The sequence below is a fragment of the Rhizobacter sp. P3_B12 genome, assembly GCF_056402895.1.
Genome location: NZ_JBFUGN010000066.1, coordinates 1 through 13992, shown reverse-complemented (window position 1 = coordinate 13992; position 13992 = coordinate 1). Strand labels below are relative to the sequence as shown.

At 69.3% G+C, this 13992-nt stretch carries 12 protein-coding genes; 6 read left to right on the top strand and 6 right to left on the bottom strand.

What is annotated here, in order from left to right:
- The coding region (locus AC1D01_RS06255; RefSeq protein ID WP_477865203.1) for a glutaredoxin domain-containing protein at positions 1-254 on the top strand (254 nt) is incomplete at its 5' end.
- Positions 255-284: 30 nt separating this feature from the next.
- Here the strand turns inward: AC1D01_RS06255 and AC1D01_RS06250 are convergent.
- From AC1D01_RS06250 to AC1D01_RS06230, 5 genes are all read right to left on the bottom strand, one after another.
- On the bottom strand, positions 285-722 hold the full coding sequence (locus tag AC1D01_RS06250; protein WP_477865202.1) for a DUF1801 domain-containing protein: 438 nt from the start codon (positions 720-722) through the stop codon (positions 285-287).
- Positions 723-820: 98 nt separating this feature from the next.
- Complete coding sequence (locus AC1D01_RS06245) at positions 821-3889, bottom strand: di-heme oxidoredictase family protein (RefSeq protein WP_477865201.1); 3069 nt, start codon at positions 3887-3889, stop codon at positions 821-823.
- A 342-nt stretch (positions 3890-4231) separates the two neighbouring features.
- On the bottom strand, positions 4232-5785 hold the full coding sequence (locus tag AC1D01_RS06240; protein ID WP_477865204.1) for a methyl-accepting chemotaxis protein: 1554 nt from the start codon (positions 5783-5785) through the stop codon (positions 4232-4234).
- Between the two features lie 144 nt (positions 5786-5929).
- On the bottom strand, positions 5930-8974 hold the full coding sequence (locus tag AC1D01_RS06235; RefSeq protein ID WP_477865200.1) for a sensor histidine kinase: 3045 nt from the start codon (positions 8972-8974) through the stop codon (positions 5930-5932).
- On the bottom strand, positions 8958-9611 hold the full coding sequence (locus tag AC1D01_RS06230) for a response regulator (protein ID WP_477865199.1): 654 nt from the start codon (positions 9609-9611) through the stop codon (positions 8958-8960). The genes AC1D01_RS06235 and AC1D01_RS06230 overlap by 17 nt, the downstream gene beginning before the upstream one ends.
- A gap of 277 nt (positions 9612-9888) precedes the next feature.
- Here AC1D01_RS06230 and AC1D01_RS06225 point away from each other — a divergent pair, with 277 nt between their 5' ends.
- The 3 genes from AC1D01_RS06225 to AC1D01_RS06215 are packed head-to-tail and all read left to right on the top strand — an operon-like array spanning position 9889 to position 11106.
- Positions 9889-10209 carry a winged helix-turn-helix domain-containing protein gene (locus tag AC1D01_RS06225; protein WP_477865198.1) on the top strand — a complete coding sequence of 107 codons (321 nt, stop codon included), beginning with the start codon at positions 9889-9891 and terminating at the stop codon, positions 10207-10209.
- A 55-nt stretch (positions 10210-10264) separates the two neighbouring features.
- A complete protein-coding gene (locus AC1D01_RS06220; RefSeq protein ID WP_477865197.1) occupies positions 10265-10627 on the top strand; it encodes a hypothetical protein in 363 nt (120 codons plus the stop codon).
- On the top strand, positions 10624-11106 hold the full coding sequence (locus tag AC1D01_RS06215) for a hypothetical protein (protein ID WP_477865196.1): 483 nt from the start codon (positions 10624-10626) through the stop codon (positions 11104-11106). Before AC1D01_RS06220 ends, AC1D01_RS06215 begins: the two co-directional genes overlap by 4 nt.
- Positions 11107-11124: 18 nt before the next feature.
- Here the strand turns inward: AC1D01_RS06215 and AC1D01_RS06210 are convergent, their stop codons facing one another.
- Entirely contained in the window at positions 11125-12444 is a 1320-nt protein-coding gene (locus tag AC1D01_RS06210) for a pectate lyase family protein (RefSeq protein ID WP_477865195.1), read from the bottom strand.
- A 222-nt stretch (positions 12445-12666) separates the two neighbouring features.
- On the opposite strand from AC1D01_RS06210, the gene AC1D01_RS06205 reads away from it, so the two are divergent.
- Together AC1D01_RS06205 and AC1D01_RS06200 are read left to right on the top strand one after the other, a co-directional pair.
- The gene (locus tag AC1D01_RS06205; protein WP_477865194.1) at positions 12667-13224 is read left to right on the top strand and encodes a DUF308 domain-containing protein; all 558 of its coding nucleotides are present in this window, start codon (positions 12667-12669) and stop codon (positions 13222-13224) included.
- Between the two features lie 47 nt (positions 13225-13271).
- On the top strand, positions 13272-13992 hold a 721-nt coding region (locus AC1D01_RS06200; protein WP_477865193.1), incomplete at its 3' end, for an ABC transporter substrate-binding protein.

The following is a 13992-nucleotide window of genomic DNA, read 5'->3' as shown; positions in this document are numbered from 1 at the left end:
CCTCGACCCCCATGACCCTGAACATCGTCGTCTATTCGAAATCGGCCTGCCCGCAATGCGACTCGGCCAAGATGCTGCTGAGCTCCCGCGCGCTGGAGTTCAAGGAGATCCGCATCGATGACGAGGCCGAGCGCCTGGCGTTCTTCGAGAAATGCGGCCCGTCGGTGCGGCAGATGCCGCAGGTCTTCATCAACGACCAGCGGGTCGGCGGGCTGGCGGGGCTGCAGGCGGCGCTGGCGCAGCTCGGGCGGTGAGCGGCATCGTGCTGCTCCGGCCCTCCGGCCTCACATCCGCTCTCCCGGCAGCCGGCTCGCCTGCGCCACCCAATCGATGAACCGGGCCTCGTCCAACGGCTCGTCCTCGCGGATGTGCAGGTAGCGCGTCTCCGGGCTCTTCGACTCGACCGGCGGCATGGGCTCCAGAAGTGCTCCGCGGAAGAACGCCACCTTCACGTAGTTCGTGAAGACGTGGAAGCTGAGGAACCATTCCTTGTCCGCCATCCCGTAGAACGGCGAGTTCCACTTGACCGCCTTGTGCACGGCCGGCACCGCGCGAACGACCAGTTCGTCGATGCGGCGCCCCACGTCGCGCTTCCAGCCCGGCATCGCGGCGATGAAGGCCTGCACGGGTGCGTCGCCATCTCCCTTCGGGATCTGCGGATTGCCGCCGGCCAGCAGCACGGGCGCCTTGCCCTTCGATGTCGCCTTCGATGTCGATTTCATGGCAGTGAACGCTGCGCGCAGCAGCGCGGTTGCTGAAAAGCCGATCGTGCAACGAAAAACGCCGCCTCGAAAGGCGGCGTTCCTGTCTGGCGATGGCGTTACAGCGAACCGAGGAAGGCCAGCAAGGCTTCCCGATCGGTCTTGCTCAGCGCGACGAAGCGATCGCGGCTGGCCTTGCCTTCACCGCCGTGCCACACGATGGCTTCGGTCAGCGTGCGGGCGCGGCTGTCGTGCAGGTAGCCGAACTTGACGTCCTTGCCTGCGACCAGTTCGGTGTAGCCGATGCCCCACAGGGGCGACGTGCGCCACATGTTGCCGGTGGCCAGGCCTTCGGTCAGGCCGTCGCCCAGCTCGGAGCCCATGTCATGCAGCAGCATGTCGGTGTAGGGCTTGATCGTCTGGTCGCGCACTTCCTGGAACTCGCTGGTGGAACCGGTCTTCATCTGGGTGACGTGGCAGGTCGAGCACTTGATGTCGGTGAAGACCTTGGCGCCGGCGGCGATCTTGTCGACGTCCGGGTTCAGCGCGGCCAGCGGAGTGACACCCTTCGGGTAGCCGCTCGCCACGTTGCGTTGCGCCGGCACGGCCAGCAGGGCGACGTAGCGTTCCAGCAACTTCAGCGCGTCTTCCGTCAGGCCGGTGTCGACACGGTTCGCGGTGGTGCACTTCGCCGGGCCATACAGGCAGTCGCGGTTCGGGTACACCGGCGACGTGACCGACATGTCCAGCAGCGCGGCGGCCGACACCTGGTGGCGCAGGCTGACCTTCGATGCCTTCCATCCGTAGCGGCCCAGGCGCACCTTGCCGGTTTCCGGGTCGTACGCGAAGTTCGCGACCCCCATGACGCCGTCGGCATCCGGGGTGGTCCTGGCGCGCGCGATGATGTCGGCGTCCGGGATCGCCTCGAGCAGGCCCATGCCGATCACCGGCTGGGCGCTGCGCACCGAGAACACGCTCGGGGTCGGGCCGTCGAACGAGATCGTCGGCTTGCTCAGCTCCACCGAGCTGCCGTCGGCCAGCTTCACGGTCTTCAGTTCGAAGCCTGAGACGTGCACCGCGGTGCCCCAGTCACGACGCACGCCGTCGGTCGATCCCTTGGCGTTCATCTGCGCGCCCAGACCGTACATCGGGTGCGGCAGCTGCTGCCCGTTCGCATCGACTGCTGCCGTGCGAACCGCCATCGTGTCGAGCTTCTGATTGACGACGGTCGGTGCCAGGCTGCGGTTGTTGTGGATGTGGCAGCCGAAGCAGGTCGACTGGTTGAACATCGGGCCTTGCAGGCCGATCGCGGCCTTGTTCGTGTCGTTGCCGTTCTCGGTGTGCTCGCCGGTCTGCATGTTGCTGTGGAACCAGCGGCGGCCTTCGACGAAGCGCTGCATGTTCTGCATGCCGATGTTGTTGTGCGGCTGCTGGAACACGAAGGTCGAGTTGTCGGCGTAGTCGTAGGAGACCGAACCGAGCCCGCCCTGCAACGCCTCGGGCGGCAACGGCGTGTTGTTCAGGCGCGGCTGGGCACCGTAATACGGGCGCAGGCCGGCCCCCACCACATAGCTCAATTCGTTGGTGTAGTAGCGATGACCGTCGCTGGTGCCGAGCCCCTTCATGATCTCGGTCGTGGAGAAGAACGACGGCGTGAACTCGATCACGTCGCCCGTCTTCAACGAGCGCGCCGCGACGGTCTTGCCGGCGACCAGGGTCCCGGTGGTCGACTTGCCGGTGGCGGCATCGAAGTTCACCGCGTAGTCGTAGAACTGGGTGGCGCCGGGCACGTCGGCACTGCGGCTCAGCACGCCGTTGGCGTCCGTGGAGAGTGCTGCATGGCCGGGGAAGGTGTCGAACACCACGCTGCAGCCATCGTTCGCGCCGATGATGTTGTTGTAGCCGCTCGTCGGCTTGGCCAGCGCGTTCTGCGGCGGCTTGGGCACCACGGGGCACGCGGCGATGCCTTGGCGGCCCAGGTTGTAGGTGTCGTCGTCCAGCAGGTCGCCCGGGCTCATCCAGCCGAAGCCGGTGGTGTTGGGGTTGTCGAATYCGCGAACGAAGGAATGGCCGCCGCCGAACTGCGGCTGCTGGAAGTACTCGTTGACGATCAGCTTGGGCTTGGTGACGCCGGTCACCTTGCTGTTGTCGATGAACTCGACACCCCAGGTGCGGAAGGCAAAGTAGTTGGCCACGAAGTTCAGGTGCGCGCCGGGCCCCTTGTCCACCGGTTTTCCGGCGGCATCGACGGTCTCGTTCGCGCCGTAGCCGACCTCGTTCCAGTCTTCGCCGCGCTCACGGGCGTGGCGCGAGCGGCCGACGAAGCCGACGCGGGTCACCAGCGTGCCGTCCGGCAGCGAGAACTGGATGGTGTCGATCGGTGCCTGCTGGGCTGCTGCCGGGATCAGGTTGCTGCCGTCGGCCGGGTGCGGGATGAGCGAGGTCGCGACCGTCGAGCCCAGCGTGTTGTCGCTGCCCGGGGACTTGAAGCTCGCCTCGATGATCGAGTAGCCGTAGCCGGTGGCGCGCTTGACGCCGTTGATGCGCACGTAGCGGACGTTGGCGTTCAGGTTGTAGAACTCTTCCGTGCCGCCCTTGCCGTCGGCCACGTAGCGCAGCTGGTACCAGGTGTCGCCGTCGTCGGAGACGAGGATCGCGTACTCCTTGGCGTACGCGGCTTCCCACACCAGCTTCAGGTAGCCGATCTGGGTCTTGGCGCCGAAGTCGAACTGCAGCCAGTTGGTATCCGACTGGGAGCTTTCCCAGCGGCTGTTCTGGGTGGCGTTGCCGTCGATGGCCTTGTCGGCGGTGTTGCCGCCGTTGGCGCTCGAGGCGGTGGCCTTGGTCGGTACGACGGCGACGCCGGGCTTGCTCATGTCGACGCCGGTCGGCAGCTGCTGCGCGGGCGTCGGGGCCGGCGCAGCGGGTGCGCCGCCGGACGGAATCGACGGCGGCGGTGCCGGTGTCACCGGCTCCAGCACCGGCTCATTGGGATTGCCGCCACCGGAGGCGGGCGGTTGGGCCGGCGGTTGCGGCGCGGGGGCGCCGACGTCGGGACTCGGTGCCGCGGCGGAATCCGCATCCTTGCCGCCGCACCCGCTGAGGACGGCCGCTGCGAGGAAGAGGGAGCTCAGCGCCACCAGCGCTGCGCGCGGCCGGCTCTGTCCCTCGGGAATCTGGTGCTTCATGCTTACAGGTCCTTTGATCGTGTCTGTTGGCTTGGGGCTGCGGCGCCCGAGAACTTCATCAATCCTCAGTGCCGGGTGCATGCAGGAACTGATGCGCAGGTTTGATGCCAACGTCGATGCAACGGAACCGGTTCCGCACCGTGCGTCCTACGGAGCCCGCAAGCGCGCGGCGTCGCCCGAAGAGCGACGCATTTCACGACAGAAACAACTGGAAACAAGCTTGACCGGATGGGATGCCCGGGAACAGTTTGCGGCCGCGGGTGCTGCAATGCACCCCATCGATCAGGCGATGGATGCCATTCGATATTCGATGGGTGCGGGGTGGTTCCCCGCTGGCAGCGCTCAGGCGGCGACGGCGGATCGAAGCCGGAAGGCGCCGACCACTTCCGTCAGGCGCTGCGCCTGGACGCGAAGGCTGTCCGCAGCCGCAGCCGATTCCTCGACGAGTGCGCTGTTCTGCTGTGTCACGTGGTCGAGCTGGGTCACGGCATGGCTGACCTGGTCGATGCCGAGCGACTGCTGTTCGGACGCGGTGCCGATCTCGGAGATCAGCTGGGCGACGCGCTGGACCGAGCTGACGATGTCGCGCATCGTCGTGCCGGCGTCGGCCACCAGCCCCGCGCCGGTGGCCACGAGACCGACGCTCTCGCCGATCAGGGCCTTGATCTCCTTGGCTGCCGTGGCCGAACGCTGCGCGAGCGTGCGCACCTCGGCGGCAACCACCGCGAAACCGCGCCCTTGCTCGCCGGCCCGGGACGCCTCCACCGCGGCATTCAAGGCCAGGATGTTGGTCTGGAAGGCGATGCCGTCGATCACGCCGGTGATGTCGGCGATCTTGCGGGAGCTCGCGCTGATGTCGTTCATCGTCGAGACCACGTGCGACACGACCGTGCCGCCCTTGGTGGCCACGACGCTCGCTGAAGCCGCCAGCGCGGTGGCCGTGCGTGCGGCATCGGAGCTGCTCTTCACCGTCGCGGTGATCTCTTCCATCGACGACGCGGTCTGCTGCAGGTTGGAGGCCTGTTCCTCGGTGCGCTGCGACAGGTCCGCATTGCCGGTGGCGATCTGGCTCGAGCCGGTGGCGATCGAGTCGCTGCTCTGGCGGACCTGGCCGACGATGCGGACCAGGGATTCGTTCATCGCCTTCAGCGCGGCCAGCAACTGGCCGGTCTCATCCTTGCGCTCGACCGTGATCTGCGAGGTGAGATCGCCGGATGCGACCGTCTGCGCCACGCGCACGGCTTCGGCGATGGGCAGCGTGATCGAGCGCGTGAGCACGACGGCGATGCCGCTGGCCAGAGCGACGGCGACGACCGTCAGGCCGATCATCAGCAGCTTGGCCGTGCCGGCGATGCCGGACGCTTCGATGCCGAACTGTTCCATCCCGTCGACCTGGCTGGTCGAGAACGCCTCGATCGACTCCAGGTAATCCTTCTGCAGCGGCAGGATGACGCTCACGAGCTGCTGGCGCGCCTCGTCGGTCTTGCCGGCCTTGATCAGCTCGACGAACCCGGCTTCGCGCTCCTTGAACTTCGCACGGCGCTCGTTGAGGTGCGCGAGCGCCGCCACGCCCTTCTCCGAGTGGACCGACCCCTTCAGGCGATCGATGGCGCCGGCCACGATCGGCGCCGACTGCTCGACCTTGTGCAGCTCCTCGCGGGCGACGGCGGGGTCCGTCGCGATCAGTGCGGTGCGGATCGCACGCAGCTGCTTGTTGACCTCGTTCTCGATGGTCTGCGCCAGCGCCACCTTGGCGTAGCGGTCATGGAGGATGGTCTCGGTGTTCGCGTTGACGGCGCCGATCTGCGTGTAGCCGATGGCGGCAACGGCGACCAGCAGGCCGATGACCAGCGCGAAGGCCGCGGTGAGGCGGGTGCCGATCTTCAGGTTGTCCACAGCTTTCAAGATGACCTCTCTTGCTCCGCGGAGCCTGGTTCGCGCTTGCCGCGCTTGCATTTGCCAACGCGTGATGTACCGGGACTATCGGCAGGGCGGGCGCGAGCCTGAGCCGGCGAACGTGAACAAGTCGGCGGCGCAGGCTCAGGTGCGGAGGATTGCCGGGTCCTCGACGTGCAGGCGCACGGTCGTGCCGCCGCCGGGCCGGCTGGCGATCTCGAGCGTGCCGCCGAGCAGGCGGGCGCGTTCCTCCATGCCGAGCAGGCCATGCCCGCTGCGCTCGTCCGACGGGTCGAAGCCGGTGCCGTCGTCGGCAATCGCCAGCTGCCAGCGGCCGTCGGTGTGCTGAAGCGCGAGGTCCACCCGTGCGGCATGGGCGTGCCGGCGCACGTTCGTGAGCGATTCCTGCGCGATGCGGAAGACCTGCGTCGCGATGTCAGGAGCGAGCCGGTCCGCGCCGGCATCGACCTGCAGCCGGCACGGCAGGCCGGTGGCCTGGCTGAACTCCGCGGCCAGCCATTCCAGCGCGGCGGCCAGCCCGCCGTCGAGGGCGGGCGGGCGCAGTTGCTTCACGAGCGCACGCACGCCGCCGGCCAGGTTGTCGATGCGGTCGAGCAGCAGCTGGTACTGCTCCTGTGCCGGCGGCTGCTCGCCGCGGGCGCGGGCGCGCAGCACGGAGGCCTCCATGCGCAGGGCGGCCAGCTGCTGGCCCATCTCGTCGTGCAGTTCGCGCGCGATGCGCTTGCGCTCGTCCTCCAGCGCGCGYGTGTTGTGCTCGCCGAGCCGGCGCAGCGCCTGGCGCGACACCTCGAGTTCGGCGGTGCGCTCGGTCACCGCGTGCTCCAGCCGATGGCGCTCGGCCCGCTGGCGCCGGCTCGTCGCCCAGGTGCTCAGCCACCACAGCAGCCCCAGGCCGGCCGCGGTGGCCAGCTTGGCCGGCGTCGACAGCCACCAGGGCGGCGCGATGGTGAAGGGGATCCGCAGCGGCGGGCCGGCCGCGACGAGCGGCAACCGGTAGGCGGCGCGCACCTCCAGCACCTGGCTTCCGTCCTCCGGCGACTCGATCGTCACGACGTTCCCGGCGATGGCCTGCCAGGGCGCGTTGTCGTGCAGGCGGTATTCGAGGTGCAGCATGCGGCTGCGGCCGAGGTTCGGCGTCCCCAGCGTGAACTGCAGATGGCGGTCGTCCCAGTCGATCTGCGCCGGCACCTCTGCGGCGGTCCTGTCGCCGAACGCCACGGCCTGGATGCGCAGCACGGGCGGCGCCGGTTCGGTGGCCTGCGCGCGGATGCGGGTGACCCCGGCACTGCTGCCGATCCACGCGGTGCCATCGGGTTCGAGCAGCACGGCACCGTCGTCGATGTCGTCCCACAGCAGCCCGTTCGAGTGGTCGATGTGCCACCAGCGGCTGCCGTCGAACACGAACACGCCCCGGTCGGTGCCGAACCAGACCCGTCCGTCGGACGCGGTGCGAAGGAAGTACTCGGTCGGGTTCCCGAACTGGGCCAGGTCGAACCGGCGGGTGAACCGGGCGATGCCGGCGGCGTCCACGGCGTAGACCGAGAGGCCCTGGCTGTCGAAGGCCCAGAAGTCCGTGGCATCGACGAACGCTGCGCGGCCGTAGACCTCGACCGGCTCACCCTGCGCATCGCGCATCGGCAGCCAGCGGCCGTCGACGGCGCGCAAGGCGCGGTGCCCGCTGAGGAACCATTCGACCGCGTTGGCCGCGACCCCCTGCGCCGGGAAGGCGATCTCGTTCACGAAGTCCTGGTCCGGCAGCCCGCTGGCCACGGGCTGGCGCTGCGGGCCCGACGCCGCGGCGACGACGCGGTCGACGCCGTTGCGCCCGGCGAGGTAGATGCCCCCTTGCCGGCCCTGCATCACGACGGAGAGCGACGGATCGTCGAAGATCACCGCGGCCCGGGCCGTGTCGGCCTTCAGCCGCATGACGCGGCCTGCTTCCACCCACCACAGGTCGCCACTCGCATCGACGGCGAGAGCGCTGACCGCGCTGGCCGGGTGGCCTGCCTGCGCCGGCAACGGCTGGAACCGGGCCGTGCTCTCGTCCAGCCACGCGGCACCCCGGGCCGTGCCGGCCCACAGCCGCCCGCTGCCGTCGCGCGCGAAGGTGAACGTGGCGGGTGCCGGCAGCCCGAGGGCCGGGGTCCAGTGCTCGACGTTCAGGTAGCCGATCCAGCAGTGCAGGCCGCGGCCCGATGTGCCCAGCCACAAGCTGCCCTCCGCATCGAAGAACAGCGAGCGGATCAGCGTCTCCGGCAAGCCCTGCGCCGGTGTCCATTCCCGCCAGCGCCGCCCGTCCCAGCGTGCGATGCCGACATCGGTGGCGGTCAGGATGCCACCTGCCGGGTCCTCGGCCAGCGCCGCGGTGGCCGGCAACCGCTGTGCCAACGGGGCCTCGACGGCGCTGAAGCGCTGTTGCGCCGGCGGCAGGTGGGCCAGCCGGTCGCGGCTGCGCGCCCAGACACTGCCGTCGCGCGCTATCACCAGGTTGCCCCACATGCGGGCCGGCAGGCCCTCGGCCTCGCCCCAGCGGCGCAGCGTGCCGGCGCGCCACTCGCACAGCCCCCGGCCACAGCCGAACCACAGGGCACCGCGGCCGGCGCGCAGCGGGCCGGAATCGGCATCCATCTCGCCCGGCGGCGCGGGGAACGCCGGCAACTGCAGCTGCCGCACGACCGGTGCAGCGCCGGGCAGGGGGGCGTCGATCGACCAGATCCGGCTGCTGCGGTCGATGGCCAGCACGGTGCCGTGCTCGTCGATGTCGATGCGCTGTCCGGGATCGACGCCGATCGGCTTGCCGCCGGGCTGCGTGATGGCCGACCACTGCGCCACGCCGTTCTTCTCGCGGCGCAGGAACAGGCCGACATCGGTCGCCACCCAGAGGCCGCCGCGGGCATCGGCCCGGGCCGCGTGGACCATGGACCGCTGCGCGCCCGGGGCCATCGGCTCGCGATGGATGCGGAAGCCGTCGAAGCGGAACAGGCCGTTCTCGGTGCACAGCCACAGGGTGCCGTCGGCGGCCTGCGTCAGGCAGCCGACCGCCATGTTGGTCAGTCCGGCCGCCTGTTGATAGGCCTCGAAGACCGCGTGCTGTGCCTGCGCAGGGCCGCTCCACCCGAGCAGCAGCGCGGCGAGCGCCGCCAGGGCGCGCTCAATCCACCAGGCCATGCCTCAGCGCATAGCGCACCAGGTCGCTCAGCGAATCCTGATTCAGTTTTTCCATCAGCCGGGCCTTGTAGGTGCTGACGGTGTTCGGGGCCAGGTTCAGCTCGCTGGCAATGTCGGTCGGGGCCTGGCCCTTCACCAGCGCGAGCAGCACCTGGCGCTCGCGGGCCGACAGCAAGGCCATCGGCTCGGCCTGCGCCTGCTCGGCGCGCAGCATCTCGCTGCTCAGCGATGGATCGACATAGCCGCGCCCGGCCGCCACGCGGTGGATCGCATCCAGCAGTTGCTCGGGCGAGACGTCCTTCGTCAGGTAGCCGAGGGCGCCGGCCTTCAACGCGCGGCGGGCGATGTGCGGATCGGCATGCATCGTCAGCACGAGCACCGGCAGCTGCGGATGGGCCGCGGCGACACGCTCGATCAGGTCGACCCCGCTGCAGCCGGGCATCAGCAGGTCGAGCAGCAGCAGGTCGATGCCCCCGGCGTCGACAGCGGCCAGCACCTCGGCCGCCGACGCGCCCTGGCCGGCCAGCGCCAGCCCCGCGTCGAGCTCGAGCATCTTGCGCAGGCCTTCGCGCACGAGGGCGTGGTCGTCGGCGATGAAGACGCGGATCGGGACGGCGATGGAGGTGTGTGGCGGCATGGGAGTCACCGGGACGGTGCCCCTGATGTAGTGATCAGTCTACAGGATGCCCGCTTTATCGGCAGATCACCGGCCCGGTCGCGTCGGAATCGAGCAGTTTGTGAGAATTTACCCGTCGATCATTCTCTGTTTCTTGTAGATTAATGTCTACACGATTTGATGTTGCACTACACCGCAAGGGCTTATGTTCATCTATCCATCACCCCGAGATCGATCCGACCACGCTGCCTGGAGCGTCCGGGACGACAGTTCCGCCAGCGCGCCGGCGCTTCACGCCGTGCTGCGTTTCGGCCGCTGCGAGGTCCGGACCGCGTCGCGCGAGATCCTGGTCGACGGCCAGCTGCGCGCGCTGCAGCCGCGGCCCTTCGACCTGCTGCTGGTCCTCATCGAGAGCCGTGCCCGGGTGCGCACCACGAACGAACTGCTGGACGAGGTCTGGCGCCACCAGATCGTCCAGCCCGGTTCGCTGGCCGCGGCGGTGATGCGCATCCGCCAGGCCTTGTGCGAAGGGGAGCCCGGCATCGGCCAGTTGATCCGCACCTACCCGCGCGTCGGCTATCGCTTCGTCGCCGTGCTCGATGGCGAGGTGGCGTGCTGAGCGGCCGCCCGCCATCGATCGATGCCGACCTGCTTCTTCATGAGGTGCATGCACCATGTCTTCGTACCGCATCAACGACCCGTACCCGCTGCTGCCAGGCTGGCTGGATGAGCTGGCGAGCGCGACGCTCGAACACATCGCCGACGACCTGAGCGAGCTGCTGACCCGGCATCCCGGGGCCCGGCGCACCCTGATCCACCTCAGCGTGATCGAGAACACGCTGCGCTACAAGGATCGCGCCGCGGCCCACCGGCTGCCCGTCGGCGTGCTGCAGGGCGCGCTGGTCCAGCTGGAGGCGATCGGCTTCGCCAGCCGGAGCACCGGGCTGACCATCCTGCGCTTGCGCCTGATGCAGGCGCTGCTGCGCCATGGCGCCACGGCGGCGCCGGCACGCGCCCCGCTGCACGCGGGTCGATGAGCCTCTGTCGCGGGCCCGGACACGCCGATGCCTGTGCCGCCGAGGAGCGCGCCGTCCGGCGGCGTTGCCTCGCGCTGGTCGCGATGGCGGCGGTGGCGATCCTCGCCGCGATGGCGCTGCGCCGCCACGGCGACGCCATCGCTCGCGACCAGCTGGTCGACGGCACGAGTGCGCTGGCCGGCCTGCGTGCGCGCCTGGAGTCGTACCACCGGCACCACCGCACCTACCTGACCATCAGCGAGGACATCGTCAGCCCCTGCGACACCCTCCCGGCCGGCGCGGCCGGGACCTTCCACGTGCAATGCATGCAGGTCACGGCCACCACCTATTTCCTTGCCGCCCAGGGCAGCGGCGTGACGCAGGGCTTCGTCTACACGACGGACACGAGGAACACCCAGGTCACCGCAGGCCTGCCGGCCCGCTGGGGGGCGAACCCACCGTATCCGTGCTGGATCACCCGCCAGGGTGACTCCTGCTGATGGACGCCTGCTGATCGCTCAGATCTTCCCGACGCCGGCATGGGCCTTGACCGTGTCGGGCACGTCGTTGGCCGAGATCGGCTTGATCAATCCACCCGCGAGGGGCTTGAACGCGGCCGGCACGGCCGAGTCCTGCACGAGCTTGTCGGTGGTCGGTGCCGGGCTGGCGATGTTCGGGTTGCAGGGGCGCCCGATCGCGGCGATGCAGGTGGCCTTGGTGGCCGAGGTCTGCCCGTACACGCCGAACAGCTGGCCGTTGCCGGTGGCATCGGTGAGCACCGGCATCGAGACGTTCCGGAAGTAGTTGGCCTCCATCAGCACGCGCGTGTTGGCCCCCTCGTAGTCGAGCGCATGCCAGCCGCCGGTCTCGAAGTAGTTGTTGACGAGGTGCACCAGCGCACCGCTGCCGGCGGAATTGAAGCGCGGAGCGCGACCGTCGAAGTGATGCAGGTAGTTGCCGGCGATGGTGATCCTGCCGTTGCCGTAGGCGAGCAGGGTCCAGTAGTGGCTGCCGGTGCAGCGCGCCGACCACGCCGACCGGCCGTCGAGCTCGTTGTTGGAGAGCGTGATCTCGTCGACCGTCGCCGTGGCATCGCCGTTGCCGAGGACGATGAACTGGCGGCCGATGCGCGCGAACCGGTTGTGGTCGATCCACACCTTCGTGGCCGCGGGGATGGACAGGCCGTCACCGCCCCAGACCATGCCCTCGTTGATGTCGGTGAACGACAGGTTGCGGATGATGATGTTGCTGACGCCGCCCTGCAGGATCACGCCCTTGCCCTTGAGGCCGGCGTTGGCGCCCACGCCGACCAGGGTCTTGTTCGAGCCCATCAGGAGGGCGGTGGTGCCGGCCACCTTGTACCGGTAGGAGCTCGTCGGCTTGCCCGTGCAGTAGCTCTTCTGCCAGTCCTGCACGTTCAGCGTGATCTCGCTCTTCTGCGTGACGCCGGTGCACACGCTGGTCGCGAAGCAGCCCGGTGCCGAGGCGCTGCCCTCGCTGTCGGTCAGGTCGATGACGGACGCCACCTCGATGATGCGCCGTTCGGTGTCGGTGCAGCCGTTGCCGTTGCTGGTGCGGCAGAGCTCGCGCTTCAGGTCGGCGACCGTGCTCACGCGGACCGTGCTGCCGCCGACGCCGCCGGTGACGCCGGCCGCGAAGCCGATGGGCACGTTGCTGACGGCGCGCACGGTTTGCGCCTCGGCGCCCGCGCCGTCGTTGGCCTCGGCGCCGGATCGATCGAGCTCGGACGTGCCACCGCACGCCGCGAGGACGGCAGCAGCCACGGTGACGAGCCACAGCGCCGGGCTGCAGACGCGATGGGTTGGGTGGGTCGACAAGATGCTGTTCCTCCGGATGGCTCGATGCACGACCCTAGGGCAAGGCTTCGCCGAAGTCGTGACGGAACCTTGCTGGCGGGATGCCGGGAACGACAAGATCGAAACACGTTGTGAGCCCGGGCCGTCCATCCGGAGCGATGCCGGCATCGGTCAATCGTCCGATTCCGCCGGCCGGCCGCGCGCCGCAGACTGGCCTGATCCGCTTTCCACCGAGATCACGCCATGACGACTGCAAGCTCCCTTTCCACGAACTCCACCTGGCTGAGGACGCTCTACCTCACGCGCGCCGGCTTCTCGATCGCGTGGGTGGCGCTCGCCTTCACGGTGGCGTTGGCATCGCCCGTCGTCGCGAGCGTGCTGCTCGTGCTGTACCCCGCGTGGGATGCGCTGGCGAACGCGCTCGACGCCCGGCAATCGGGCGGCATGTCGGCCAACACGACGCAGATGGTCAACGTGCTGGTCAGCGCCGCGACGACCGTCGCGATGGGCGTGGCGGTGCAGCGGGGCATGCCCGCGGTGTTCGTCGTGTTCGGCGTCTGGGCCGTGCTCTCGGGCCTGCTGCAGCTGGGCACCGCCGTGCGCCGCTGGAAGCACCACGGTGCGCAGTGGGCGATGGTGCTGAGCGGTGCGCAGTCGGCGCTGGCCGGCACGTTCTTCGTCAAGCAGGCCAGCGGGCCGGCGCCGATGCTGCAGAACCTGGCGGGGTACGCGGCGGTGGGGGCGGTCTACTTCCTGATCTCAGGGTTGATGCTGCTCTGGCGCGAGCGCCGCACGCGCTGAATATCCGCGATGATGGGGTCCTTCGATCGACTCCTCCGTTGCATGACATGACGCCGTCTCGCCGTGCCTTCGCCGCCCTGCTCCTGGCCGCCTGCGCCGTGCTGCTGCCGCAGGCGGCCGGTGCGCAGGAGAAGTTCATCGTCGTGGCATCGACCACGTCGACGGAGCAATCGGGCCTCTTCAAGCACCTGCTGCCGGCGTTCACGCGCGCCAGCGGCATCGAGGTGCGCGTCGTCGCGGTCGGCACCGGCCAGGCGCTCGACATCGGCCGGCGCGGCGATGCCGACGTGGTGTTCGTGCACGACACGGCGGCCGAGGAGAAGTTCGTCGCCGAGGGCTGGAGCGAGAAGCGCTTTGCAGTCATGTACAACGACTTCGTGCTGGTCGGCCCGAAGCCGGACCCGGCCGGCGCGCGCGGCACCGACATCGTCGCCGGCATGGGCAAGGTGGCCGCCGGCGGCCAGCCCTTCGTCTCGCGCGGCGACCGCAGCGGCACGCACAGCGCCGAGCTGCGGCTGTGGAAACTGGCGGGGCTCGACCCGGCCGCCGCCAAGCCGGCCGGCTACCGCGAATGCGGCTGCGGCATGGGGCCGGCGCTGAACATGGGGGCCTCGATCAACGGCTACGTGCTGACCGATCGCGGCACCTGGCTCGCGTTCAGGAACCGCGGCGAGCTCGCCATCCTCGTCGAAGGCGACAAGCGGCTCTTCAACCAGTACKGCGTGATGCTGGTCAACCCGGCCCGGCATCCGCAGGTCAAGAAGGAGC